Annotated in this window: 24 protein-coding genes and 1 tRNA gene; 15 read left to right on the top strand and 10 right to left on the bottom strand. The window is 72.1% G+C overall.

Annotation, left to right across the window (positions count from 1 at the left end; all coding sequences use genetic code 11):
• The first annotated feature begins 88 nt into the window (after window positions 1-88).
• Window positions 89-868, top strand: coding sequence for an ABC transporter ATP-binding protein (locus Q6349_RS01910; RefSeq protein WP_304602616.1), 780 nt, complete (start codon window positions 89-91; stop codon window positions 866-868).
• A 126-nt stretch (window positions 869-994) separates the two neighbouring features.
• A complete protein-coding gene (locus Q6349_RS01915; protein WP_304602617.1) occupies window positions 995-1,492 on the top strand; it encodes an ATP-binding protein in 498 nt (165 codons plus the stop codon).
• A gap of 149 nt (window positions 1,493-1,641) precedes the next feature.
• Here the strand turns inward: Q6349_RS01915 and Q6349_RS01920 are convergent, their stop codons facing one another.
• From Q6349_RS01920 to Q6349_RS01930, 3 genes are all read right to left on the bottom strand, one after another.
• Window positions 1,642-2,382 (bottom strand): LPXTG cell wall anchor domain-containing protein, encoded by a 741-nt coding sequence (locus tag Q6349_RS01920; protein ID WP_304602618.1) that lies wholly within the window; start codon window positions 2,380-2,382, stop codon window positions 1,642-1,644.
• 282 nt (window positions 2,383-2,664) lie between these two features.
• The gene (locus tag Q6349_RS01925) at window positions 2,665-4,215 is read right to left on the bottom strand and encodes an LPXTG cell wall anchor domain-containing protein (protein WP_304602619.1); all 1,551 of its coding nucleotides are present in this window, start codon (window positions 4,213-4,215) and stop codon (window positions 2,665-2,667) included.
• 292 nt (window positions 4,216-4,507) lie between these two features.
• Window positions 4,508-5,182 carry a glycosyltransferase gene (locus tag Q6349_RS01930; RefSeq protein ID WP_304602620.1) on the bottom strand — a complete coding sequence of 225 codons (675 nt, stop codon included), beginning with the start codon at window positions 5,180-5,182 and terminating at the stop codon, window positions 4,508-4,510.
• Between the two features lie 87 nt (window positions 5,183-5,269).
• Between Q6349_RS01930 and Q6349_RS01935 the strand changes: the two genes are divergently transcribed.
• Both Q6349_RS01935 and Q6349_RS01940 read left to right on the top strand, forming a co-directional pair.
• Window positions 5,270-6,271 carry an NAD-dependent epimerase/dehydratase family protein gene (locus Q6349_RS01935; protein WP_370375592.1) on the top strand — a complete coding sequence of 334 codons (1,002 nt, stop codon included), beginning with the start codon at window positions 5,270-5,272 and terminating at the stop codon, window positions 6,269-6,271.
• A gap of 16 nt (window positions 6,272-6,287) precedes the next feature.
• Window positions 6,288-7,007 (top strand): HAD hydrolase-like protein, encoded by a 720-nt coding sequence (locus Q6349_RS01940; RefSeq protein ID WP_304602622.1) that lies wholly within the window; start codon window positions 6,288-6,290, stop codon window positions 7,005-7,007.
• 92 nt (window positions 7,008-7,099) lie between these two features.
• On the opposite strand, the gene Q6349_RS01945 is transcribed toward Q6349_RS01940, so the two are convergent.
• The gene (locus Q6349_RS01945; RefSeq protein WP_171246465.1) at window positions 7,100-9,667 is read right to left on the bottom strand and encodes an ATP-dependent Clp protease ATP-binding subunit; all 2,568 of its coding nucleotides are present in this window, start codon (window positions 9,665-9,667) and stop codon (window positions 7,100-7,102) included.
• 204 nt (window positions 9,668-9,871) lie between these two features.
• Between Q6349_RS01945 and Q6349_RS01950 the strand changes: the two genes are divergently transcribed.
• The 4 genes from Q6349_RS01950 to Q6349_RS01965 all read left to right on the top strand — a co-directional run bounded on the left by Q6349_RS01950 (window position 9,872) and on the right by Q6349_RS01965 (window position 12,942).
• Window positions 9,872-10,534: a hypothetical protein gene (locus tag Q6349_RS01950; RefSeq protein WP_304602623.1), complete on the top strand. Its 663-nt coding sequence runs from the start codon at window positions 9,872-9,874 to the stop codon at window positions 10,532-10,534.
• A 56-nt stretch (window positions 10,535-10,590) separates the two neighbouring features.
• Window positions 10,591-11,454 (top strand): universal stress protein, encoded by an 864-nt coding sequence (locus Q6349_RS01955; protein WP_304602624.1) that lies wholly within the window; start codon window positions 10,591-10,593, stop codon window positions 11,452-11,454.
• A 41-nt stretch (window positions 11,455-11,495) separates the two neighbouring features.
• Window positions 11,496-12,074, top strand: coding sequence for an alpha/beta family hydrolase (locus Q6349_RS01960; protein WP_304602625.1), 579 nt, complete (start codon window positions 11,496-11,498; stop codon window positions 12,072-12,074).
• A gap of 106 nt (window positions 12,075-12,180) precedes the next feature.
• Window positions 12,181-12,942, top strand: coding sequence for a hypothetical protein (locus Q6349_RS01965; RefSeq protein WP_304602626.1), 762 nt, complete (start codon window positions 12,181-12,183; stop codon window positions 12,940-12,942).
• Window positions 12,943-12,948: 6 nt separating this feature from the next.
• Here Q6349_RS01965 and def read toward each other — a convergent pair whose 3' ends face one another.
• Window positions 12,949-13,635: a peptide deformylase gene (gene def, locus Q6349_RS01970; RefSeq protein WP_304602627.1), complete on the bottom strand. Its 687-nt coding sequence runs from the start codon at window positions 13,633-13,635 to the stop codon at window positions 12,949-12,951.
• A 160-nt stretch (window positions 13,636-13,795) separates the two neighbouring features.
• Here def and Q6349_RS01975 point away from each other — a divergent pair, with 160 nt between their 5' ends.
• Window positions 13,796-14,254, top strand: a complete 459-nt coding sequence (locus Q6349_RS01975) for a DUF6325 family protein (protein WP_304602628.1) — start codon at window positions 13,796-13,798, stop codon at window positions 14,252-14,254.
• Window positions 14,255-14,284: 30 nt separating this feature from the next.
• On the top strand, window positions 14,285-14,590 hold the full coding sequence (locus Q6349_RS01980) for an SHOCT domain-containing protein (protein ID WP_304602629.1): 306 nt from the start codon (window positions 14,285-14,287) through the stop codon (window positions 14,588-14,590).
• Window positions 14,591-14,602: 12 nt separating this feature from the next.
• On the opposite strand, the gene Q6349_RS01985 is transcribed toward Q6349_RS01980, so the two are convergent.
• Window positions 14,603-16,006: a glutamate decarboxylase gene (locus Q6349_RS01985; protein ID WP_304602630.1), complete on the bottom strand. Its 1,404-nt coding sequence runs from the start codon at window positions 16,004-16,006 to the stop codon at window positions 14,603-14,605.
• 98 nt (window positions 16,007-16,104) lie between these two features.
• On the opposite strand from Q6349_RS01985, the gene Q6349_RS01990 reads away from it, so the two are divergent.
• Window positions 16,105-16,917 carry a DUF4239 domain-containing protein gene (locus tag Q6349_RS01990; RefSeq protein WP_304602631.1) on the top strand — a complete coding sequence of 271 codons (813 nt, stop codon included), beginning with the start codon at window positions 16,105-16,107 and terminating at the stop codon, window positions 16,915-16,917.
• Between the two features lie 14 nt (window positions 16,918-16,931).
• Here the strand turns inward: Q6349_RS01990 and Q6349_RS01995 are convergent, their stop codons facing one another.
• Both Q6349_RS01995 and Q6349_RS02000 read right to left on the bottom strand, forming a co-directional pair.
• On the bottom strand, window positions 16,932-17,315 hold the full coding sequence (locus tag Q6349_RS01995; protein ID WP_304602632.1) for a DUF1622 domain-containing protein: 384 nt from the start codon (window positions 17,313-17,315) through the stop codon (window positions 16,932-16,934).
• A gap of 32 nt (window positions 17,316-17,347) precedes the next feature.
• On the bottom strand, window positions 17,348-18,016 hold the full coding sequence (locus tag Q6349_RS02000; RefSeq protein ID WP_304602633.1) for a GAP family protein: 669 nt from the start codon (window positions 18,014-18,016) through the stop codon (window positions 17,348-17,350).
• Window positions 18,017-18,137: 121 nt separating this feature from the next.
• Between Q6349_RS02000 and Q6349_RS02005 the strand changes: the two genes are divergently transcribed.
• From Q6349_RS02005 to Q6349_RS02015, 3 genes are all read left to right on the top strand, one after another.
• Window positions 18,138-18,533: an ester cyclase gene (locus Q6349_RS02005; protein WP_304602634.1), complete on the top strand. Its 396-nt coding sequence runs from the start codon at window positions 18,138-18,140 to the stop codon at window positions 18,531-18,533.
• Window positions 18,534-18,540: 7 nt separating this feature from the next.
• Entirely contained in the window at window positions 18,541-19,050 is a 510-nt protein-coding gene (locus tag Q6349_RS02010) for a DUF2127 domain-containing protein (RefSeq protein WP_304602635.1), read from the top strand.
• Window positions 19,051-19,375: 325 nt separating this feature from the next.
• Entirely contained in the window at window positions 19,376-19,726 is a 351-nt protein-coding gene (locus Q6349_RS02015) for an STAS/SEC14 domain-containing protein (RefSeq protein WP_304602636.1), read from the top strand.
• A gap of 40 nt (window positions 19,727-19,766) precedes the next feature.
• On the opposite strand, the gene Q6349_RS02020 is transcribed toward Q6349_RS02015, so the two are convergent.
• A complete protein-coding gene (locus tag Q6349_RS02020) occupies window positions 19,767-20,474 on the bottom strand; it encodes a VOC family protein (RefSeq protein ID WP_304602637.1) in 708 nt (235 codons plus the stop codon).
• A gap of 283 nt (window positions 20,475-20,757) precedes the next feature.
• Here Q6349_RS02020 and Q6349_RS02025 point away from each other — a divergent pair, with 283 nt between their 5' ends.
• Entirely contained in the window at window positions 20,758-22,041 is a 1,284-nt protein-coding gene (locus tag Q6349_RS02025; RefSeq protein WP_304602638.1) for an ankyrin repeat domain-containing protein, read from the top strand.
• Window positions 22,042-22,117: 76 nt separating this feature from the next.
• Here Q6349_RS02025 and Q6349_RS02030 read toward each other — a convergent pair.
• A tRNA-Thr gene (locus Q6349_RS02030) sits at window positions 22,118-22,190 on the bottom strand.
• Window positions 22,191-22,199: the final 9 nt, after the last annotated feature.

Raw genomic sequence — 22,199 nt, forward strand, 5'->3', positions numbered from 1 at the left:
GCCTGCGGCCTCCGTTCGTCGTACCGTGTGGCCCGCCGGAACCCTGTCCTCCGGCGGTCCACCACTCCCCTGCACCCCGAAGGTCCCGATGAGCTCGAACACCACCCCGATCCTGCGCGCCACCGGCCTCTCGGCCGGCTACGGCGGCCCCGACGTCGTGCGCGACATCGACCTCGAGCTCACGACCGGTTCCGCTCCCGTCGGTATCGTCGGGCCGTCCGGGGCCGGCAAGTCCACGATCGTGCGCGCGCTGGTCGGCCGTGTCCGGCCCACCAGCGGTCACGCCACCTGGCACGGCCGCACCGTGAGCCGCATCGGGCTGCGCGACAAGAAGGCCTTCCGCACCCAGGTCCGCCGCGTCACCCAGGAGGGCATCGCCGACGCCGACGCCCGCTGGACCGTCGACCGCGTGCTCGGCAAGGCCCTGACCGACGCCCGCAAGGCCGGCCGCCCCTCGGGCCGCACCGTCGAGGAGTTGCTGGCCGACGTCGCCCTCGAGCCGCGTTTCGCGCCCCGGCAGATCGGCACGCTCTCCGGGGGCGAGAAACAGCGCGTCGCGCTCGCCTCCGCGCTGGCGACCCGCCCGGACGCCCTCTTGCTGGACGAGCCCCTGACCGCCGTCGACCCGGCGATGCGCGGTGAGGTCGTGCGCCGGCTGGGCGAGGCAACCTCGGCCCAGGGCACCGCCGTGCTGCTGGTGACCCACGACCTGGAGCTGGTGGAGCGACTCTGCCCGACGGTGCACGTGCTCGCCGACGGCATTTTCGTGACCTCCGGGAGCCTCTCGCAGGTGCTGGCGACCGCGACGCACCCGGTGGTGCAGGAGCTTGCCGAGGCGGCACCGCAGGCGGTCCAGCGGTTCCGCTGAGTCCGCCGACTCGGCGAAAGGCCGTCAGGCGGTCCCGTCCGGCGCATTGTAGGCTCGACGGCGGGTCAGTCTCGAAGTCCGCCAATCGTGAGGGGTAGCAATGCTCGTCCGGGGCGGTGTCACGGGATGACGAGCGGATCCCCGAACACGGTCATGGCCCGATGGGCGATCGACTCCCCGGGAGACCTCGCGCGTATCCGCACGGACCTCGACCGCGCCCTGCAACGGATGGAAGCGGTGGACTGCGACTGCTTCGCCCCCTCGGGTGCGAGCCCGGACCACGTGGTCCTCATCGCCAACGAGCTGGCGTCCAACGCGCTGGAGCACGCGGACGGGCCGGCACGGGTCGAGCTGCGCTGCGACGGCGCGACCGTCGTCGTCTCCGTGACGGACCAGCGCCCCGACCTCCCGCCCGTGCTCAGCCCGCACCGCGATCTGGGTGAGGGCGGATTCGGCCTCCAGCTGGCGCTGCGTGTCGCCGACGAGGTCGGCTGGTACCGCGACTCCGCCTGGGAGAAGCGCGTGTGGGCGCGGTTCACGCTGGCCGCGCGAGACCGGTCGCGGGGCGGTTCCGGGTCCGCACGCCACGCCGCACCGGAGACGCGGACGCCCGTCGGCCGGTGACGAGCGACGGCTCGTCGCGGCGTTCTGCGTGCCGTCGGCCGTAGCACCCCCAGGTCACGTCTGGAACGCCGCGTCGCCCCGCTCCGAGGACAGACGGCGAGGGCCCGACCGGGAAGCTCCCGGTCGGGCCCTCGAAGAACGTCAGGCGATCAGGCCCGGCGGCGCATCCAGAGGAAGGTGCCACCGGCGGCGATCAGCGCGAGCGCCCCGATCGCGATGGCCGTGACCTCGGAACCGGTCTGCGGGAGCTCGTCCGTGGTGGGCTCCATGCTGTCGCCCGGGGACGGCTCGTCGGAGACGTCGGTCGAGGGCTCGGTGGACGGCTGCTCCGACGGCTCGGTCGAGGGCTCCTCCGACGGCTCCATCGAGGGCTCCTCCGACGGCTCCATCGAGGGCTCCTCCGACGGCTCCATCGAGGGCTCCTCCGACGGCTCCATCGACGGGGAGGGCGACATCGAGGGCGAGGGGGACACCGACGGCGACGTCGACGGGGCCGGCGAGTGCGACGGCGACGGCTCGATCTTGACCTCCAGGACGGAGACGTGGCTGATCTCCTGCACCTGGCCGTTGTTGTTGGTTGCCGGGGACTCGACCAGGTACTCGGCGACCGGCTCGTCCAGCGTGATGTACGTGACCCCGTCGTTCGCCGCCTTCACGCAGATCTTCGTGATCAGGTAGCCCTCGGACGCCGTCACCTCGAACGTGGTCTCGTCGATGTCCTCGGTCTTGATCCACCCGTCTTTCTCGTCCGGGCAAACCTGCTCGTCGCTGGTCGTGATGGTGGCGCCCGGCGTGGCCGTGGCCACGGGAAGCCCCACGAGGGCACCGAGGAGGAACAAAGCGGCGGCGGCGATCAACGCGATCGGCAAGCGGAATCGAGCAGCGGTCATCGCTGGTGTCTCACTCTCAGGCTGGTCGTGACGAGGCGGCGCTTGGCAGCCTAGGGGAGTCCGTGCCATGTCGGAAGGCCCGTCCGCGGACCGTTACCCCCTGGTGATATCGCGGACTCAGGACTTCTGTCCGTTCTGCCCGATCTTCCCGGCCCATCATGATCCGGGCCTCGGGGTCGCCGATCCGGGGGCCGCCGAGCGGATGCCGGACGAAGCCAGGTGCCGGACGGCAGAAGGCCCGCCCGGGGGGTCCCGGGCGGGCCTCCGTGCGAACCCCGCGGATCAGGCCCGGCGTCGCAGCCAGACGATGGCCCCGCCCGCGCCGATCAGCACGAGCGCGCCGATCGCGATCAGCGTGACCTGCGCGCCGGTCTGCGGGAGCTCGTCGGCGCCGGACTCGACCTCGTCGCCGGACACCGGCGTCGGGTCGACGGTCGGCTCCTCCTCGGGAGTCTCCGAGGCGTCCTCCGAGGGCTCGACGGACGGCTCCGGCGTCGGCTCGGTCTGCGGCGGCGCGGCGGCGCAGTTCGGCGTGGCCGGCGGGTAGACCAGGTCGACGGAGATCTCCGGGTTCACGACGAGCGTCGCCTCGATGTCCCCGCGCGTCCAGGCGTCGTTGCCGTTGGTCGGCACCCAGGTACCGTCCTCGAGCTGCGCCCAGCCCGGCCAGGCCGTCGGGGTCTCCCCGTCGTCCGCCACCGCGGCTCCGGGCCACAGCGTGCGACCGGACAGCGTGCCGTCCTCACCGAGGGTGCCGAGCTGAAGCGTCTCCGTGTGCGTCCCGTCGGTGAGCACGAGGGTCACGGCGCGCTCGGGAGACAGGCCGTCCGGGTCGGTCAGGACCACGTCGAAGGAGATCCACGGCGCGTTCGCGACGCACTCGCCGACGGCGACCGAGCCGGCCAGCGAGGGCTCGATCGGAGCGGACGTCGGCTCCTCCGACGGCTCCACGCTCGGCTCGACGGACGGCTCCTCGCTGGGCTCCTGGGAGGGCTCGACGGACGGCTCCTGCGAGGGCTCAGCGCTCGGCTCGACGGAGGGCTCCTCCGACGGCTCGACCGACGGCTCCTCCGACGGCTCCGTGCTCGGCTCGACGGACGGCTCCTCGCTGGGCTCGGCCGAGGGCTCGACCGAGGGCTCGACCGAGGGCTCGACGGAGGGCTCGTCCGACGGCTCCGTGCTCGGCTCGACGCTCGGCTCCGGCGTCGGCTCCTCGCACTCCACGAGGCCTTCCCAGTGGTAGTTCGTGCCGTCGACCTGCACCCACTCGTAGGCGTAGCGAGACCAGCCGGGCCACTGGTCGAGCGACGTCGGGTCGAAGCTCTCCACACCCGTCCACCGGCCGGTGTCGTGGTGGAAGTTGAACGTCTCCACCGCGTCGGTGTCGAGGTTGCGGACGCGGACGTTGACGTCGTTGCCGGACACGCCGTCCGGGTAGGTCACCGTCAGGCCAGCCTCGCAGGTCGGCGCGGGGTACGGCCAGCCGCCGTCGTCCGCGACCTCGCGGATCGAGACGTGGCTGATCTCCTGCACGCTGCCCTTGCCGTTGTCCGACGGCGAGACGATCAGGAAGGTCTTCGCCGGGGGGTCCACCAGGAGTCGCTCGACGGTGCGCGCGGACTTCACGCACACCTCGGCGATGAGGTGGCCCTCGCTCGCCTCGGCGAGGTACTCGGTCCCGGTGAGGTCGTCGATCTTGGACCACTCACCGTCGGCGGGGCAGGTCGCCTGGCCGTTGCCGTTCCCGGCAACAGCGGCACCTCCCGCGGGCAGGGCGGCGCCGGGCAGGGCCACGAGGGCGCCGAGCAACATCAGCACGGCGGTGGCGATCATGGCGATCGGTAGGCGTAGACGGGCAGCGGTCATCGCTGGGAGCTCACTCTCGGGGGATCGGCGTGGAGACGGCCTGGGAAGCCTAGAGCACCCGTGACCTGCGACGGGACACCGACCGCACCCGGGCCGGACCGTGCGGCCCCGTCCGACACGTCCCCTGTGCACCGCTGGCCCGCTTTTCCGCCTGTTCAGGGCTTCCGTGCCGGTTCCGCCTCCTGTTCACCGGCAGAACGAATTCACCCGGTGTGTCCTCGCCGGGGCGACCCGCGGTGCACGCCGGGACGCGAACGGTTCAGGAGTCGTCCGCGACGAACCGCTGCCGGGTCTCGGCGAGCAGGGGCCGGTCCGCGCGCAGCACGGCCGCGACCCACAGGATTCCGAGCAGGGCGAGCAGCGCCGGGGACATCAGCCACCCGACGGCACCGGCCAGCACGACGGCGACGAGCACCACGAGGGTCGACCGCGGCAGCCGTCCGAGGAAGTACAGGGCGAGCTTGGCGGTGTCCCGGGCACGGAAGGAGAAGAACGACGCGATCACGGTGGCCTGCACCAGCCAGAGCAGCAGGAGCACCGCGGCACCGATCCCGACACCGGTCGCCCAGGCGGGAGCCGTGCCGATCCCGGAGGCCACGGCGAGCGTCAGTCCCGCGAGCGCCAGCACGCTGGGCACCCACAGCACGAGGGCGTCCATCGCGTTGATCCGGTAGCCGCGCCCGAACGCCGCCACGGGTCCGAGACCCTCCTCGATCGCCCTGTCCCCCAGCGCGAACGCCGCCGCGGAGAACGCCGGACCCACGAACACCAGCGCGAGCGCCACGAGCGCCGTCCCGGCCGCTCCGGCGCCGCGCAGTCCGAACAGCAGCACGGCCGGCGACACGGCGAGCGCGAAGAGGACACCGACGACCAGGAGCCGCACCGCGGTCGGGGTGTCGTCCGGGGACGAGGCGGAGGGTTCGGTCGAGGCCACGGCCCCACCGTACCCAGCCCGGCCGTGACCGTCGGTCGCACCGTCGCCACCCGGCGCGGTGTGACGCCGTCGGGCAGCATGACCCCTATGACCCGCAACCCCCTCGACATCCTGTTCCTCGGCGGATCCGGCGTGATCAGCGCCGCGTCCGTCCACCGTGCCGTCGCCCAGGGGCACCGTGTCGCCGTGCTCAACCGGGGCCGGTCGACGCACCGCGAGCTGCCGGCCGAGGTCGAGCAGCTGACCGCCGACGTCTCGGACGACGCCGCCGTGGACGCGGTGCTGGAGGGCCGCGACTTCGACGTGGTCGCCCAGTTCCGCGCCTTCACCCCCGACCACGTCGCCCGGGACATCGCCCGCTTCACCGGCCGTACCGGCCAGTACGTGTTCGTCTCGAGCGCGTCCGCCTACCAGACGCCCCCCGCGCGGCTGCCGGTCACCGAGTCCACGCCGCTGCGCAACCCGTTCTGGCAGTACTCCCGCGACAAGATCGCCGGGGAGGACCTGCTCGTCCGCGCCCACCGCGAGAACGCCTTCCCCGCCACCGTGGTGCGCCCGAGCCACACCTACGACCGCACGCTGCTGCCCACGCTCGGCGGCTGGACCGACGTCGCCCGGATGCGCGCGGGACGGCCCGTCGTGGTGCCCGGGGACGGCACCAGCCTGTGGACCCTGACCCACACCGACGACTTCGCGGTCGGGTTCGTCGGTCTGCTCGGCCACCCGCTGGCGATCGGCGACACCTTGCAGATCATGGGCACCCACGCGCCCACCTGGAACCAGGTCTACACCTGGCTCGGGCAGGCGGCCGGGGTCCCCGACCCGGAGATCGTGCACGTCGCCTCCGAGACGATCGCCCATGTGCTGCCCGACGTCGGGCCAGGTCTGCTCGGCGACAAGGCGCACTCGATGCTGTTCGACTGCGCCAAGCTGCAGGCGCTGGTGCCCGACTTCGCGACGACGGTCACGTACGACCAGGCGGCGCACGAGCAGATCGCCTGGTTCGACGCCCACCGTGCCGCCCAGGAGGTCGACCCGGTGCTCGACGCCGGTTTCGACCGGCTCGTCGAGCATGCCGGGGCGATCTGACCGTAGGCTCACCGGCGTGACCCAGCCCCTCGTCCTCCTCGACCTCGACGGTACCCTGATGGACTCCGCTCCCGGGATCACCGCCTCGGTCGCCCACGCCTACCGCACGATCGGGCTGCCGGTGCCCGACGACGCCACGCTGCGCACGTTCGTCGGCCCGCCGGTCAGCGAGTCCTTCGCGGGCCACGGCGTCCCGGCGGACCGCGCCGACGCCGCGGTGGAGGCCTACACCGAGGCGTTCACCGCCGGCGGGATGTTCGACTGCTCCGTGTTCGACGGGGTGGCGGACGCGCTGGGCGAGCTGCGGGCCGCCGGGTACGAGCTCGTCGTGGCGACCAGCAAGCCCGAGATGTACGCCCGCCCGATCTGCGACCGCTTCGGGCTGAGCGACCTGGTCGACCGCGTGCACGGCTCCGCCGGCGACGGGAGCACCTCGACGAAGGCCGACGTCGTCGCCGCCGCCCTGGCCGGCTCCGGTCGCCTCTCCCCCGTCGACCCCGCCCACGGTCCGGTGCTCATGGTCGGCGACCGGGAGCACGACGTGCACGGGGCCGCCGCGCACGGCATCGACTGCCTCGGGGTCGCCTGGGGCTACGCACCGGACGGCGAGCTGCAGGAGGCCGGCGCCGTCGACATGGTCGAAGAGGTCACCGCGCTCGCGTTCGCCGTCACCGCTGCGATCACCGTGGACGCCGGCGCAGGTGTCGGCGTCGGCGTCCACGCGATCGGGGCCTGAGCCGGACGTCGGGCACGACGAAGGCCCCGGAACCCTCCACGGGTTCCGGGGCCTTCGCGGTGTCAGGCGGTGTCGCTCACGCGGTCACCGGGTCACTCGGCGCCGGCCTGCATCTGCCCGGTGGGCGGCAGGTCCTTGACCGAGACGCCGGACGGGGCGTCCAGCGCCGCCGACGCACCGACCGAGACGGGACCGCGGTCGTGCTCGGACTTGGGGACCCCGCGGAAAGTGAACTCCCCGAGGATGCCCTCGCCCTCGCCGTCGACGACGACCATCTCGCCCTGCTTGAGCTCGCCGAACAGGATCTTCTCGGACAGCGAGTCCTCGATCTCCCGCTGGATCGCCCGCTTGAGCGGCCGCGCACCGAGGACCGGGTCGTAGCCCTTCTCGGCGAGCAGCTTCTTGGCGGCCGTGGTCAGCTCGATCGCCATGTCCTTGTCGCGCAGACGGCGGTCCAGCTTGGCGATCTCGAGGTCGACGATCTCGATGATCTCCTGCTCGGAGAGCTGCGGGAACACGATCATGTCGTCGACACGGTTGAGGAACTCGGGCCGGAAGTGCTGCTTGAGCTCCTCGTTGACCTTGGCCTTCATCCGCTCGTACGAGGTGCCCAGGTCGCCGCCGGCGTTGAAGCCGGTCTGGACGCCCTTGGCGATGTCCCGCGTGCCGAGGTTGGTCGTCATGATGATGACGGTGTTCTTGAAGTCGACCACGCGACCCTGGGAGTCGGTGAGGCGACCGTCCTCGAGCACCTGCAGCAGCGAGTTGAAGATGTCGGCGTGCGCCTTCTCCACCTCGTCGAACAGCACGACGGAGAACGGACGGCGACGGACCTTCTCGGTGAGCTGGCCGCCCTCGTCGTAGCCGACGTAGCCGGGGGGCGAGCCGAACAGCCGCGAGACCGTGTGCTTCTCCGAGAACTCGGACATGTCGAGCTGGATGAGCGCGTCCTCGTCCCCGAAGAGGAACTCGGCGAGCGCCTTGGCCAGCTCGGTCTTCCCGACGCCGGTGGGGCCGGCGAAGATGAACGAGCCACCGGGACGCTTCGGGTCCTTCAGCCCGGCACGCGTGCGGCGGATGGCCTGCGAGAGCGCCTTGATCGCCGCGTCCTGACCGACGACGCGCTTGTGCAGCTCGTCCTCCATGTGCAGGAGCTTGGAGGACTCCTCCTCGGTCAGCTTGACCACCGGGATACCGGTGGACATCGCCAGCACCTCGGCGATCAGCTCGTCGTCGACCTCCGCGACCGTGTCGAGGTCGCCGGACTTCCAGGCCTTCTCCTTCTCGGCGCGCTTCTGCGTGAGCTGCTTCTCGGTGTCACGCAGACCCGCGGCCTTCTCGAAGTCCTGCTCGTCGATCGCCGACTCCTTCTCGCGACGCGCCTCGGAGATCTCCTCGTCGAGCTCCTTGAGCTCCGGCGGGGCGGTCATGCGGCGGATGCGCAGGCGCGCGCCCGCCTCGTCGATGAGGTCGATCGCCTTGTCCGGCAGGTACCGGTCGTTGACGTACCGGTCGGCGAGCTGGGCGGCCGAGACCAGCGCGGAGTCGGTGATGGACACCCGGTGGTGCGCCTCGTACCGGTCACGCAGGCCCTTGAGGATCTCGATGGTGTGCTCGAGGGAGGGCTCGTTGACCTGGATCGGCTGGAAGCGGCGCTCCAGGGCCGGGTCCTTCTCGACGTGCTTGCGGTACTCGTCGAGCGTCGTGGCACCGATGGTCTGCAGCTCGCCGCGGGCCAGCATCGGCTTGAGGATGCTGGCGGCGTCGATCGCGCCCTCGGCGGCGCCGGCCCCGACGAGGGTGTGGATCTCGTCGATGAACAGGATGATGTCGCCGCGGGTGCGGATCTCCTTGAGGACCTTCTTGAGGCGCTCCTCGAAGTCACCGCGGTAGCGCGACCCGGCCACCAGCGCACCGAGGTCGAGGGTGTAGAGCTGCTTGTCCTTCAGCGTCTCGGGGACGTCACCGCGCACGATGTCCGCGGCCAGCCCCTCGACGACGGCCGTCTTGCCGACGCCGGGCTCGCCGATGAGGACCGGGTTGTTCTTGGTGCGGCGGCTCAGCACCTGCATGACCCGCTCGATCTCCGTCGTCCGGCCGATCACCGGGTCGAGCTTGCCCTCGCGGGCCGCCTGGGTGAGGTTGCGGCCGAACTGGTCCAGCACGGCCGAGCCGGACGGCTGGCCCTCCTGGGGGCTCCCGGCGGCGACCGGCTCCTTGCCCTGGTAGCCGGACAGCAGCTGGATGACCTGCTGGCGCACCTTGTTCAGGTCGGCGCCCATCTTCGTCAGCACCTGGGCGGCCACGCCCTCGCCCTCGCGGATGAGGCCGAGGAGGATGTGCTCGGTGCCGATGTAGTTGTGGCCGAGCTGCAGCGCCTCGCGCAGCGACAGCTCCAGCACCTTCTTGGCGCGCGGCGTGAACGGGATGTGCCCGCTGGGGGCCTGCTGGCCCTCGCCGATGATCTCGGTGACCTGTGCGCGGACGCCGTCGAGCGAGATGCCCAGGGACTCGAGCGCCTTGGCCGCCACGCCCTCACCCTCGTGGATGAGGCCGAGGAGGATGTGCTCGGTCCCGATGTAGTTGTGGTTGAGCATCCGCGCCTCTTCCTGGGCGAGGACGACGACCCGACGGGCTCGGTCCGTGAATCTCTCGAACATGTGCTGCTCCTCATGCGGGCGGCATTCCTGCACCCCGTCGGTGTGACGGCGACAGCCTGACCGCTACGACTCTATTCGCTCCCAACTCACCGAACGGCCTCGGAATGCCCGTGTTCGCCAGGGGCGTGACGGCGTGGCCCGTTGCCGGTTCGCGCCGGGCGGGGAAAAGTGAGGGCAAGTGGCCACACGCACCGGGAGGTCCCCATGGACGACGGCGGGCACGACGCCGGGCACGAGAGCGCCGGCCAGGACACCACCCCGAACCCGCAGCACGCCGGTGACGTCGACCCGCGGATGGCGCGTTTCGCCGGGCAGGTCGGCGAGGTCGAGGACCCCCTGACCTGGGGTCTCGACCTGGAGGACGAGGCGCTGACGGGCTGCGAGGACGACACCGACCCGACGTCGGACCGGTTCGTGCGCTCCTACCGCACGTTCGCCGGCGAGTCCCTCGAGGTCGAGACCCTCCGGACGGCGGTGGCCGAGGACGCGGTCGAGGACGTGGTCCGCGCCGCCGCCAGCGGAGCCCTGGCGGCACCCCTGCACGCCGACATCGCGGCGCCCGTCGAGCCGGACGCCGAGCCGGCGCCGCGGCCCGGCCGGGACTTCGCCGACGACTTCGCGGACTACCGCAGCGCGATGCGGGCGATCGTGGCCGAGGTCGACGCGGTCGAGCTGGAGCACGACACGTTCGACGTCGACGGGCACCCTGTCGCCGCCACCGAGGTGCAGGTGCGCGACGTCGTCGCCGTGCACGTCGCGACCCCGGGACGCGGTCTGGTGATCACCGGTCCGGCCGACCTCGTGGACCGCGTGACCGTCGTGACGCGACCGATCCGGTCGCTGCTGCATCCGCCCGAGCGCCGCTGAGCCTCCCGGCCCGCCGTCGTCGTGCCTGGTCACGACCACCGTCCTACCGTGGGTCCATGGACGGCATCGTGGTCGGGGTCAACGGGTCGGTCGAGGCCGACGAGGCGCTGGACTGGGCGGCGGCGGAGGCGATGTCGGCACGCCTGCCGCTGGTCGTCGTGATGGTCGCCCGCGAGCGGGACGAGGAGTCGCTCGGCGCCGTGCTGGCCGAGCGCGAGGCGGAGGCCGCGGAGATCCTCGGACGCGCCCGCGAGCGCCACGGCGGTGAGCTCGAGGCGGAGGTCCGGGTGGTGCACGGCCCGGAGCCCGAGGCGCTGATGGCGGCGGCCGACGACGCGGAGATGCTGGTGCTCGGCCGACGACGGCGCAACCGCCTGGGTCGCCGGCTGCTGGGCTCGGTCTCGACCACGGTGGTGGAGCACAGCCGGATCCCGGTGACCGTCGTGCGCCGCCCCGAGGACGGCGACCAGAGCGGCCCGGACCAACCCTCGGACAAGCCGCGGGTCGTCGCGGGCGTGGACACTTCCGGCCACTCGGTGGCCGCGCTCGTGCACGCCGCACGGGTAGCCGCACGCCTGGGGGCGGTGCTGGAACCGGTGTTCGCCTGGCAGATCACGACGCTCGCGCCGCTGCCGGGCTCGTGGGGATGGGCACCCCCGATCGACGACTACGAGCGCTTCGCACGGGAACGCCTGGAGGACGTCATCCGTGCGGTCGAGCTGCCGCTGTCGCCCGACCGGGTCCGGCCACGGGTGGTGCACGGCCAGGCGGCGAAGGTCCTCATCGAGGCCTCGGCCGGTGCCGACCGGATCGTGGTCGGCACGCGCGGCCTCGGCGGGTTCGACCGCCTGGTGCTGGGCTCGACGGCGCGGCAGGTGCTCGACTACGCGAGCAGTCCCGTGACCGTGCTCCACGGCTGAGCCGGCACGCGCCGAGGACACGACGGGGTCACACTGGCCCCATGCCCACCGCGACCACCCCCGCAGGCCTGCTGCTCACCCCCGGTGCCGGTGCGGACCGCGAGCACCCGACCCTGCGCGCCGTCGAGGACCGCCTGGCCGCCCACGACCCACCGCTGCCCGTCGAGCGCGTCGACTTCCCCTACCGCACCGCCGGGAAGCGCGCCCCGGACCGACCTCCCGTCGCGATCGCCCACGTCCGGGCCGAGACCGAGGCACTGGCCGCACGGCTCGGCGTCCCGACGGACCGCCTCCTGCTCGGCGGACGCTCCTACGGCGGCCGGATGTGCTCGATGGCCGTCGCCGAGGGCCTGCCCGCCGCCGGGCTCGTGCTGCTCAGCTACCCGCTGCACCCGCCCGGGAAGCCCGACAAGCTGCGCACGGAGCACTTCGTTGAGCTCGACCTGCCCGTGCTCTTCGTCTCCGGCGACCGCGACCCCTTCGGCAGCCCCGAGGAGCTCGCCGAGCACACCGCGGCGATCCCCGGCCCCGTCACGCGGACGACGCTGCGCGGCGCCCACGACGTCAAGGCCGTCGACGACGTGGCGGACGCCGTGGCGGAGTGGGTCGACTCCCTCTGAGGTCGAGCCACGCCGATCGCCGGCACGAGTGCCGGGAACGACGATTGTTCCCCTAGCATGTGGGTCGCCGTCCGGCGCGAGCCGGTCCCAGCGTCGGAAGGTCCACGTGCGTAGCGCCCACCTCGTCTCCCGTGTCGTCGTGAGCATCGTGCTGGCCGGTGCCGCGGGCGGGATCGGCTCCTCCGCCGTCGCCGCCGACGACGACCTGGACGTCACCACCAACGGCGTCACCTACCGCGACCGCGACCAGCGCGCGCACGAGGACCAGGTCACCTACGCCATCCGCAGCCTGGACGAGTGGCGGTTCGAGTGGCTAACCGAACCGATGTCGATGGGCCGTGCCGGCGAGGTCCCGTTCACCAAGGCGCCCGGCGCCATGCCCGACGGCTACTGCGTCACGTACGTCCGGGTCCCCGGCGTCGGCGAGTTCCGCGAGAGCTCCGGAGGCCAGCGGTGCACCGGCACGTCCACCGCGCGGCCGCCGTCGAGCTCCGACCAGACCACGACGGCGCCCCAGGAGCCGAAGGACGAGCCGGCCCCCGAGCCCGAGCCGACCTCCGCCGAGCCCACGCCGGAGGAGGAGACCCCCTCCCCGACGCCGACCCCGTCGCCCAGCCGGAGCGCGTCGGCGTCGCCGTCGGCCACACCCTCGCCGACCTTCACCAAGACCGGCCCGACGCCGTCGCCGTCGGCCGTCCCGCTCGCCGACGGTCCGGCCGGCGGTGAACCCGGCGACAGCGACCTGTGGAGCGCCCAGGACCGCATCCTGGACGGTGAGACCTGGGCCGCCATCGGGTTGGGTCTGGCCGCGGTCGGCGTCGCGGTCGGTGGCGCCGTGGCCCTGCGGGCGCGGTTCCGCGCCGACTGAGGTCCCTCAGCGACCTCCGGCCGGCTGCTCGGGATAGTCCGCCGGGCGCTTGCCCAGCTCCAGGGCGATCTCGCGCCGGTCCGCCAGCACGCCCTCGCGCTCCTCGTCGCGCTGACGCAGCGCGTCCCGCTGCAGGTCCCGGGACAGGTGGTCCCAGTACAGGACGCCGTCGAGGTGCTGGCACTCGTGGATGAACGCCCGCGCCAGGTAGCCGGTGGCGTCGAGCTGCACGGGGCCTCCGTGCTGGTCGACGCCCCGGACGCTCGCCCCCGCGCGCCGCGCGAGCGGCTCGTAGGCACCAGGCACCGACAGGCAGCCCTCGTCCTCGGTGACCAGCTCCGCGGTGTCGTCGATCTCGAGCACCGGGTTGACCACGTGACCCACGTGGCGGTCACCCCGGTCGTCCGTGAGGTCGTAGACGAAGACGCGCAGGTCGACCCCCACCTGCGGCGCGGCCAGGCCCACACCCTGCGCCACCTCCATCGTCGCGAACAGGTCGTCGACCAGCCGCGCGAGCTCCGGCGTCGAGAACTGCTCGACGCGCCGCGCCGGGCCGTGCAGCACCGGCTCCCCGATCTCGGTGATGCGCAGCGCGCGACCGCGCCGCGCCTCCGGCACCTGGGCCGGGTACGGGTCGACGGGCTCACCGAGCAGGTAGGTGGTGGGGCGCCGACGCCCGAAGGTCCAAGGCATGCCCCCGAGGGTACCCGTGGCCCCCGTGGGCGTCCGGGTGTGCGACGTCGCCCGCGCGGCGTGATCATGGACGCAACGGACGCGGTCGGACGACGCTCGAGCGCGGCGACGGACGGGAGGTTGCGCAGATGGCCGACGACACGCACCAGAGGATCTCGACGTGAGCGACGCGGCGGCGGCACCCGGATCGGACGAGGTGCTGATGGGGCCCGTCGACTACCTCGTCATCGAGTTCCGTGGCGACCGCATGACCGGTGAGGGCTGGCCGATCCTCGTCGACCTCGTCGACCGCGGCGTGATCCGCATCCTGGACCTGGCCTTCCTGCGCAAGGCCGAGGACGGCTCGGTCAGCGGGCTCGCGCTGGAGGACCTCGGGGCGGACGGTGTCGAGCTCGAGGTCTTCGAGGGCGCCCGCTCCGGGCTGCTGGGGGACGACGACCTGGCGGAGGCTGCTGCCGCCCTCGAGCCCGGCAGCGCCGCCGGGGTGCTGCTGTACGAGAACACCTGGGCGGCGCCCTTCGCCGCGGCGATGCGACGCAGCGGCGGCGAGCTGGTCGCCTTCGGCCGCATCCCCCTGGACGTGCTGCTCGACGCCGTGGACGGCGAGGACGCATCGTGACGACCCGACCCCGATCCGAGGAGATCTGACATGCCCGGACTGCTCCGCGGCGTGGCGCGGACGGCGGCCATCGCCGGCACCGCCACCGCCGTCTCGAACCGCGTCTCCCGACGGCAGGCCAACCGGTGGGCGAACCAGGCGTACGCCCAGGAACCACCGCCGCAGTACAGCGCCCCACCGACGCCGCCCCCGGCACCCGCACCGGCTCCGGCCGCCGCCCCGGCGGGCGCGGACGACATGCTCGCCCAGCTCGAACGGCTCGGGAAGCTCCGCGACGCCGGGGTCCTCACCGACGCGGAGTTCGCCCAGCAGAAGGCGAAGATCCTCGCGGGCTGACGTGTCGCGCGGTCAGTGCCGGAACGACTCCGTGTGACTCGGGTCGTGCGGGAGCTTCGTCTCCAGGCTCTCGAGGAAGTCCGTGGACCGTGCGAGGTCGGCGAGGAACATCTCGGCCATGTCGCGTGACAGACCGTTGCGGACCACGACCCGCAGCCCCGCGACGTCGGTGAGGTCTGCCGGCAGGGTGTAGGCGGGGACCTGCCACCCACGCTCGCGCATCTTCGCCGAGACGTCGTACACCGTGTAGTTCGTGACCTCGGGCCTGAGCCGGAAGAAGAAGACCGGCAGCTCCGAGCCGTCGGACAGGAGCTCGTAGGGTCCCATCCCGGCGATCGCCCCCGACAGGAACATTGCGGTGTCCCGTGCTGCCTGCTGGATCTGCCGGTAGCCCTCCCGACCCAGGCGGATGAGGTTGTAGTACTGGGCCACGACCTGCGCACCGGGCCGCGAGAAGTTCAGGGCGAAGGTCGGCATGTCCCCGCCGAGATAGTTGACGTGGAACACGAGGTCCTCCGGGAGGTCCTCCGGCGTGCGCCAGACGATCCAGCCGACCCCGGGGAACACCAGCCCGTATTTGTGCCCCGAGGAGTTGATGGAGCGCACCCGCGGCACGCGGAAGTCCCAGCGCAGGTCCGGGTCGAGGAACGGCGCGACGAACCCGCCGGACGCCGCGTCCACGTGGACCGGGACGTCCGGCCCACCGGAGGCGGCGAGCTCGTCGAGCGCGTTCGCGATCTCCTCCACGGGCTCGTACGACCCGTCGAAGGTGGACCCGAGGATCGCGACGACACCGATGGTGTTCTCGTCGACGAGCTTGACGGCCTCCTCGGCGTTCAGCTGGAGCCGGCCCTCCTCGATCGGTGCGTAGCGCGGCTCGACGTCCCAGTAGCGGCAGAACTTCTCCCACACGACCTGCACGTTGATCCCCATGACGAGGTTGGGCCGGTCCGTCGGCAGCCCGGCGGCACGACGGCGCTCGCGCCACCGCCACTTCAGGGCCAACCCCCCGAGCATGACGGCCTCGCTCGATCCGGTCGTCGACGTGCCCGTCGCCTCCTCACCCTCGGGCGTGTTCCACAGGTTGGCGATCATCCGGACGCAACGGCCCTCGATCGCCGCGGTCTGCGGATACTCGTCCTTGTCGATCATGTTCTTGTCCGAGGTCTCCGCGAACAGCAGCCGGGCCTCGTCGTCCATGTACGTCGTGACGAACGTGGCCAGGTTCTGGCGCGAGTTGCCGTCGAGCATCAGCTCGTCGTGGATCATGCTGTACGCGATCGGCGGATCCATCCCGTCGTCCGGGATCACCTCCGCCGGCATGCCGTGCGTCGCCCGCGGGCGCGCGTAGAGCGGAGCGATCGCGAGCCGCTCGAACTCCTGCAACTCTGAGGACTCGGACGAGTGAAGGGCCATGGAAACCACCATGAACCTTCCCGACCGGGCTCGCACCGGTGCACGTGGTCGAGGGCACGGGTCGAGCACGCGTCGTCGAGCGGGGAGGACGTGAGGTCATGTCGTGGGGTCCGGGTGTCAGTGCCGTCATCATCATCCTCGTCGGGCTCGTCGCGGGCACGATCACGATCGTCGTGCGCCGTACGGCCCCCCGGCTCGGCTCCGTCGAGCCGGCCCCCTGGTCCGCGACCCTCTCCTACGTGGCGACCGCCTACGGCATCGTGATCGGCTTCTCCATCCTCTACCTGTTCGGGGCGTACGCCGGGGCCCGCAGCGCCGTCGGCGACGAGGCGACCTCGATCGGCACCGCCTTCGAGGAGGTGCAACTGTTCGACGAGGCCGCGCCGGACGTGCAGCACGCGCTGATCTGCTACGCCCGGGCGGCGTCGGCCTACGACTGGCCGGCGATGCAGGAGGGCACGTCCGCCCCGGAGGTCGACGACGCCTACGCCGACCTCGTCGCCTCGCTGGGGCAGGCGCAGGAACCTCCGCAGGGAACCTTCGGGCCCGCCACGGCCACCAACGTCCTCGTACAGATCGGGTCCATCTCGACCGCCCGCGAGACCCGCCTCGTCGCGGCCACCACCGTCCTGCCCGTGCTGCTGTGGGCACTGGTGCTGGGAGGTGGGCTGCTCGTCGTCGCGCTGATCTTCGCCGTGACGCTGCCCGCTGCACGACGCACGCAGTCCGTGCTCGTCGGGCTCGCCGCGTCGTTCACCACCGTGCTCGTGCTCCTGGTCGCAGCGTTGAACAGTCCCTTCTCCGCCGGCTCCGGACGGGTGTCCCCGGCGCTGATCGACCAGACGACGGTGTCGATGGAGCAGTCGGCCCCGGATCTCGCCGGACGTCCCTGCCCGGCCTCGGGCGGGTAGCCCTGGTCCCCGGCTCAGTCCTGCAGCGTCCCCCGGCCGCGCTGCCACGGCCACCGCCCGTGCAGCTCGACCATGAGGGACCAGGAAAGGAAGGTCCGCACCACTACCAGCAGCCCCAGCGCGGCGACGTTCTGCAAGGTCGGCTCGAGCGTGACCGTCCGGATCACGTCCGCGGCGATCAGCAGGTCCAGTCCGAGCAGCAGGCCCCGGCCCACCGACTGCTTGACGCGCTCGACGGCGTCGCGCACCCCGGCGGTCCGCCACGTCCTGGCCCCGGCGACGAACGCCGCCACGACGGCGACCGTGATGACCGCGATCGCGACGACCTCGATCCAGATGGAGATGTTCTCGGCGAGGCTCCAGTCGCCGATGGCCGGTACCGCCTCCACGTCGTCCATCCGGGCCTCCTCCCGTGGGGTCACCTCGCCGATCAGGTCAGGATCTGGAGCGCGTCCCCGAGCAGGCTGACGCCGAAGACGACCAGGAGCACCGCCATCACCGTGGCGTTGTTCGCGATCAACCACGTCTTGGTGCGGTCGAGCGCGGGGGCGAGCCGTCGTCCCGCGACCAGGTAGCCGAGCACGGGCAGCGTCACCGTCAGCGTGGCCAGGGCGGTGAACACCGCCACCGACGCCACCGTCCCGCCGGTCGACAGCGACAGCGCGCCCAACGAGGCGCCGGCGGCCGCTGCGAGCAGGAGGTTCTTGGGGTTCACCGCCGACAGCGCGACCCCCAGGCCCGCGGCGGCGACGGGGCGGAGCTCGTCGATGCGCGACATCCAGCCCGGGACGGGCGGTTCGTCGTCGGGGCCCGGCCGCCCGGCCCACTGACGGCCGGCCGTCAGCAGCAGGAGCGCACCCAGCACGAGCTTGACCCACCCCGCGGTGGTGCCCGGCTCACCGCTGTCGGTCCCGAGCCCCGGGATCAGCAGGACGAGCGTGACCACGCCCGCGACGCCGACGATCCAGGCGAGCATGAACACGAGGCTGTTCACGCGGGCACGCCTGCTGAAGAGCATGAGGATCACCGCCGCGACCGGCAGCGGGCTGATCGCGATACCGACCGCGTAGCCGATCGTGACGCCGACCGCCTCACCCATGCCGCCCACCTCCGCGTGTCACCGGCGGTCTCACGGTATCCGCACGCCCGGTCCCCCGCAGAGCAGCCCCGGCACCATCCTCTCGACGCCTGGCGACGAGGTCGTTGCTAGCGTGACGTGGATGGACCGGGCAGGGATCGTGCGGGCCGTCTTCGAACAGGGCTGGAACGAGAGACGGTTCGACGCGCTCGCCCCGGCGCTCGGGACGTTCGAGCTCCACGTGGGCGGTCAGCACCGGACGACGGACCTCGCCGAGCTCGAGGTGATCGTCGGCGCCTGGCACGAGGCGTTCGCCGACCTGCGGTTCGACGTGCACGCGGTGACGGCGTCGGACGACGTGGCGGCGGTCCATGCGACGCTCCACGGCACCCATCGGGGCCCCTGGCAGGGCCTCGCCCCGACCGGGCGCTCGATCGAGGTCGAGCACATGTTCTTCTTCCGGTTCGACGGTCCGCGCATCACCCACGTGTGGGAGCTGCTCGACCGCCCGGCGCTCGACGCGCAGCTCGGGCGCTGACCGAGCGATGCGCGACCGGGTGCTGGACCTCGTCTTCCTGGTCGGCGTGCTGCTCAAGGGGGTCGACGGCGTCGTCGAGCTGATCGTCGGCGTCGTGCTGCTGATCGTGACACCGGCCCAGCTCCGCGACGCCGCCGACGCCCTGACCGCGCCCGAGCTCGCCGAGGACCCGCACGACCTGCTCGCACACGTCCTGCTGCGGGGCGTCGAGAACCTCGACGCCGGGACCGCGTCGTTCCTGGCCGCGTACCTGCTGATCCACGGGGTCGTGAAGATCGGCATCGTCGGGGCGCTGGTGCTGGGGACGCGACGGGTCTACCCCTGGGCCATCGCGGTGCTGCTGGCATTCCTCGGCTACCAGGTCTACGAGTTCGTGGTGCACCCGACCGTCGTCGTCGCCCTGCTGACGGTCTTCGACGCGCTGATCGTCCTGCTGACGTGGCGGGAGTGGCGCGAGGGCCGCACGCTGCGCGAGACCCTGCGCAGCACCACGGACTGGCTCACCGCCCGCGGGTGACCGCGGGTGATGACGCCCCGGCGACGTCTACCGCGCCTCCAGGACGAAGAACAGGAACCCGAAGAACGGCGGTGTTGAACAGACCCGAGGTGTTCGTCTCCTGGTACTCCCGCGCGAACCCGTCGTCGTGGTCTGCCTGCATGGGTGCCTCCGTCGGCGACCCGACAACCAGGGAAGACGCCACCGTAGCGCGCGGACGACGAGGCTCACCCGCGCGTCCTCACCCCTCCACGACCTCTCCACCGGACACAGGTCGCGTGGCCCGAGAAGGTGCGGGCCGGGCGGATCGCGGTGACGCTGGCCGTGGCCGTCGGAGGAGGACGACATGATCGAGAGGATCGCCCGCAGCGACGACGCGGTGCTCGGCTACCGGGTCGTCGGGGACGTCACCCGCGAGGACTACGAGGAGCTCGTGCCGGCGGTGCAGGCCGTCGTCGACGAGCACGGCAGAGCGCGGCTGCTGCTGGACCTGACCGACTTCCGGTGGGAGAAGGCCGAGGCCTGGGGTGCCGACCTCCGGTTCGGTGAGCACTTCCGGCACGTCATCGAGCGGATGGCCGTCGTCGGGGATCACGGCTGGGAGAAGTGGCTCGCGCGTCTCGCCGAACCGTTCTACGCGCAGGACGCACAGTTCTTCACGGACCAGGACGCCGCCTGGGACTGGGTCGCCGAGTAGGACGCCGACGAGCGCTGCCTGGCCGGAGCGGGTCGCCGGCTCAGTCCGGCGGTGCGGCGGACACGTCGACGCACACGGTCGCGGTGTTGCCGTCCTGGTCGGCGACCACGGTGATCCCCGGGGCGTCGCTGTCGTCGACGACGGTCCCGCCCACGGCGACGGCGGCGGCGACCCGCTGCTCGGCCACCTCGGGTGCCACGTAGACCTCGACGTGCAACCGCTGCCCCGCGGTCTCCTGCTCGCCAGAGCTCCCGAACCACAGGTTCGGCACCCGTCCCGTGGCGTCCCGGACCTCGTCGCTGGGAGATCCGTGGCCCTGCGCCTCCGCGTCCCCGGTCAGCAGGGCGGCCCACACCGGGGCGATGGTCCCGGAACGGGCGGTGTCGAGGCCGAGCTCGATGACACCGACCGCGGTGGGGTGGGCATCGACCCCGTGCTCGGCGGCGATCTCGGAGATCCGTCGGGCGAGGTCGACGTCGCGCTGGGTCACCCACTGGACGACGTGCTCGGTGCCCTCGTCGTCGCGGAAAACGGCGTCGTCGCTCATCAACCGGAGGTCGACGTGCCCCGCGCCGATCGACACGCTCAGGTGGTCACCGATCGGGTCGCCCACCGCGCCCAGCGCGGCGACGAAGCGCACGCCGGTGTCGAAGTCGGCGGTCAGGTAGCGGGCGTGCAGCCCCTGAGCCAGCTTGCGCCAGTCGGTCAAACCGGCCCGGGCGATCTCGTCACCCGTGAGCATGTCCATGCCCAGCGACGATATCGACGGTGTCGCCCGGTCGCCCGCCGTCACCAGGAACCGGCAACCCCGGGACGGCACCACGACCGGGAGTCGCGGGGGGTCGAGGAGCTCCTACGCCGTCATCAGGTCGACGGTGAGATCGCCGACGGACGGACGACCATCGTCGTGCAGGTGGAGGGTCACGGCGGTATACAAGCCGAAGGACCGGCCCTGGCCGGCACGACGTCGACCGCCGCGCCCTCGCGTCCGGCCGTCACGCGACGGGAGCACCTCGAAGGAGAGGGTGGCCGTGAAGAAGCTCGCCAAGGCAGTCCGCGCCGACGACATCGAGCTGGTCCGGCGACTGCTCGACCAGGGTGAGGACGTCAACCAGCAGGACCGCATGACCCATGCGACGCCGCTGCACCTGGCCACGGTCACCCGCGACCCCGACATGGTCCGGCTGCTCCTCGACCGGGGCGCCGACGTCACGGCCGAGGCGAAGCTGATCGGCACCCCGCTCCACTGCGCCGAGGATGCCCGGACCGTCCGAGCCCTCGTTCGGGCCGGCGCGGATGTGGACGTCCGCACGAGCAAGGGCCGCACGCCGCTGCACGACGCCGCCGAGGGTGGCCGTGCGGAGGTGGTCTCCACACTCGTCGAGCTCGGAGCGGACGTCAACGCGTTGTCGGAGAAGCGCATGAGCCCCCACGACGTGGCGCGGCAGGCGGCGGAGATCAGGCCGGAGAGCGCGCGGGAACCGTTCCACGAGGTCGTCCGTCTCCTCGAAGCCGCCGGTGGCGAGCCTCGCCGGGACACCATCCGTGAGAGCGGCGCTCACACCAAGGAGGAGATCGAGCGGCGCAAGGCCCTCACGAGTCTGCGCGACGAGCTGGGGGTGGCCGTCCAGCAGGGCAGGGTCGACGAGGTGTCCCAGCTCGTCATGGACGACCGCTTCGCCGAGGTCGCCCGGGACGACGACCACGGCATCGACTGGCTCCTCGGCCTGGCGCTCGCGGGTGACACCGGACGGGCGCGTGCCACCGACGTCATCCCGTTCGTCTACGCCATGGCCGGACGCCGTATGACAGCCGACCAGGCGCGGATCGCCCTGCGCCTGGTCGAGCTGGGCGCCGACGTGAACCGCCGCTACGAACTGGCGCTGAACTCTCAGGGCAGCGCGGACATCTGGAGCCCCGTCCAGTACCCGCCGATCACCGTCGAGACCTGGGGCCACGGCACGTTGATCGGCCAAGCTCTTGCCGTGCACCCCTTCAGCAAGTCCCGCACCGGGCCGACGCCGCTGTTCCTGGCAGTGGTCAACGACTCGCCCGAGCTCGTCGACGCCATGATCGCGGCGGGGGCCGACCCGGACGTGCGCACGAGCTTCGACGAGACGCCGTTGCACTGGGCCGTGCTGTTCGTCGCCCCCCGGGCTGCCGAACGCCTGCTCGAAGCCGGCGCCGACGTCAATGCCCGCACGACGGGCAAGCAGACGCCGTGGACGTGGGCCCAGCGCCGGCGGCACAAGAAGGCCCGTGAGGGTACGGCCGAGATCACGAGGCTGCTCGAGGCCCACGGTGGTCATGCCTGAGCTGCGGGGCGATGCACGCACGGAGAACGACGAAGCCCCAGGCGGGGCGCTTGGCCTGACCTGGGGCTTCGGAGGGAGCCGCCTGTCGGAATCGAACCGACGACCTATTCATTACGAGTGAATCGCTCTACCGACTGAGCTAAGGCGGCGTGCCGTGC

Source organism: Isoptericola sp. 178, from assembly GCF_030586525.1.
Taxonomy (GTDB): Bacteria; Actinomycetota; Actinomycetes; order Actinomycetales; family Cellulomonadaceae; genus Isoptericola; species Isoptericola sediminis.

Bases quoted from the DNA above. Each gene is read 5' to 3' on its own strand.
- Q6349_RS01955 (WP_304602624.1), top strand. From the start codon at position 10,591: ATGGACGGCATCGTGGTCGGGGTCAACGGGTCGGTCGAGGCCGACGAG.
- Q6349_RS01960 (WP_304602625.1), top strand. From the start codon at position 11,496: ATGCCCACCGCGACCACCCCCGCAGGCCTGCTGCTCACCCCCGGTGCC.
- Q6349_RS01935 (WP_370375592.1), top strand. From the start codon at position 5,270: ATGACCCGCAACCCCCTCGACATCCTGTTCCTCGGCGGATCCGGCGTG.
- Q6349_RS01990 (WP_304602631.1), top strand. From the start codon at position 16,105: ATGTCGTGGGGTCCGGGTGTCAGTGCCGTCATCATCATCCTCGTCGGG.
- Q6349_RS01925 (WP_304602619.1), bottom strand. From the start codon at position 4,215: ATGATCGCCACCGCCGTGCTGATGTTGCTCGGCGCCCTCGTGGCCCTG.
- Q6349_RS02020 (WP_304602637.1), bottom strand. From the start codon at position 20,474: ATGGACATGCTCACGGGTGACGAGATCGCCCGGGCCGGTTTGACCGAC.
- Q6349_RS01980 (WP_304602629.1), top strand. From the start codon at position 14,285: ATGCCCGGACTGCTCCGCGGCGTGGCGCGGACGGCGGCCATCGCCGGC.
- Q6349_RS02000 (WP_304602633.1), bottom strand. From the start codon at position 18,016: ATGGGTGAGGCGGTCGGCGTCACGATCGGCTACGCGGTCGGTATCGCG.
- Q6349_RS01950 (WP_304602623.1), top strand. From the start codon at position 9,872: ATGGACGACGGCGGGCACGACGCCGGGCACGAGAGCGCCGGCCAGGAC.
- Q6349_RS01985 (WP_304602630.1), bottom strand. From the start codon at position 16,006: ATGGCCCTTCACTCGTCCGAGTCCTCAGAGTTGCAGGAGTTCGAGCGG.
- def (WP_304602627.1), bottom strand. From the start codon at position 13,635: ATGCCTTGGACCTTCGGGCGTCGGCGCCCCACCACCTACCTGCTCGGT.
- Q6349_RS02005 (WP_304602634.1), top strand. From the start codon at position 18,138: ATGGACCGGGCAGGGATCGTGCGGGCCGTCTTCGAACAGGGCTGGAAC.
- Q6349_RS01945 (WP_171246465.1), bottom strand. From the start codon at position 9,667: ATGTTCGAGAGATTCACGGACCGAGCCCGTCGGGTCGTCGTCCTCGCC.
- Q6349_RS02015 (WP_304602636.1), top strand. From the start codon at position 19,376: ATGATCGAGAGGATCGCCCGCAGCGACGACGCGGTGCTCGGCTACCGG.
- Q6349_RS01910 (WP_304602616.1), top strand. From the start codon at position 89: ATGAGCTCGAACACCACCCCGATCCTGCGCGCCACCGGCCTCTCGGCC.
- Q6349_RS01920 (WP_304602618.1), bottom strand. From the start codon at position 2,382: ATGACCGCTGCTCGATTCCGCTTGCCGATCGCGTTGATCGCCGCCGCC.
- Q6349_RS01915 (WP_304602617.1), top strand. From the start codon at position 995: ATGACGAGCGGATCCCCGAACACGGTCATGGCCCGATGGGCGATCGAC.
- Q6349_RS02010 (WP_304602635.1), top strand. From the start codon at position 18,541: ATGCGCGACCGGGTGCTGGACCTCGTCTTCCTGGTCGGCGTGCTGCTC.
- Q6349_RS01995 (WP_304602632.1), bottom strand. From the start codon at position 17,315: ATGGACGACGTGGAGGCGGTACCGGCCATCGGCGACTGGAGCCTCGCC.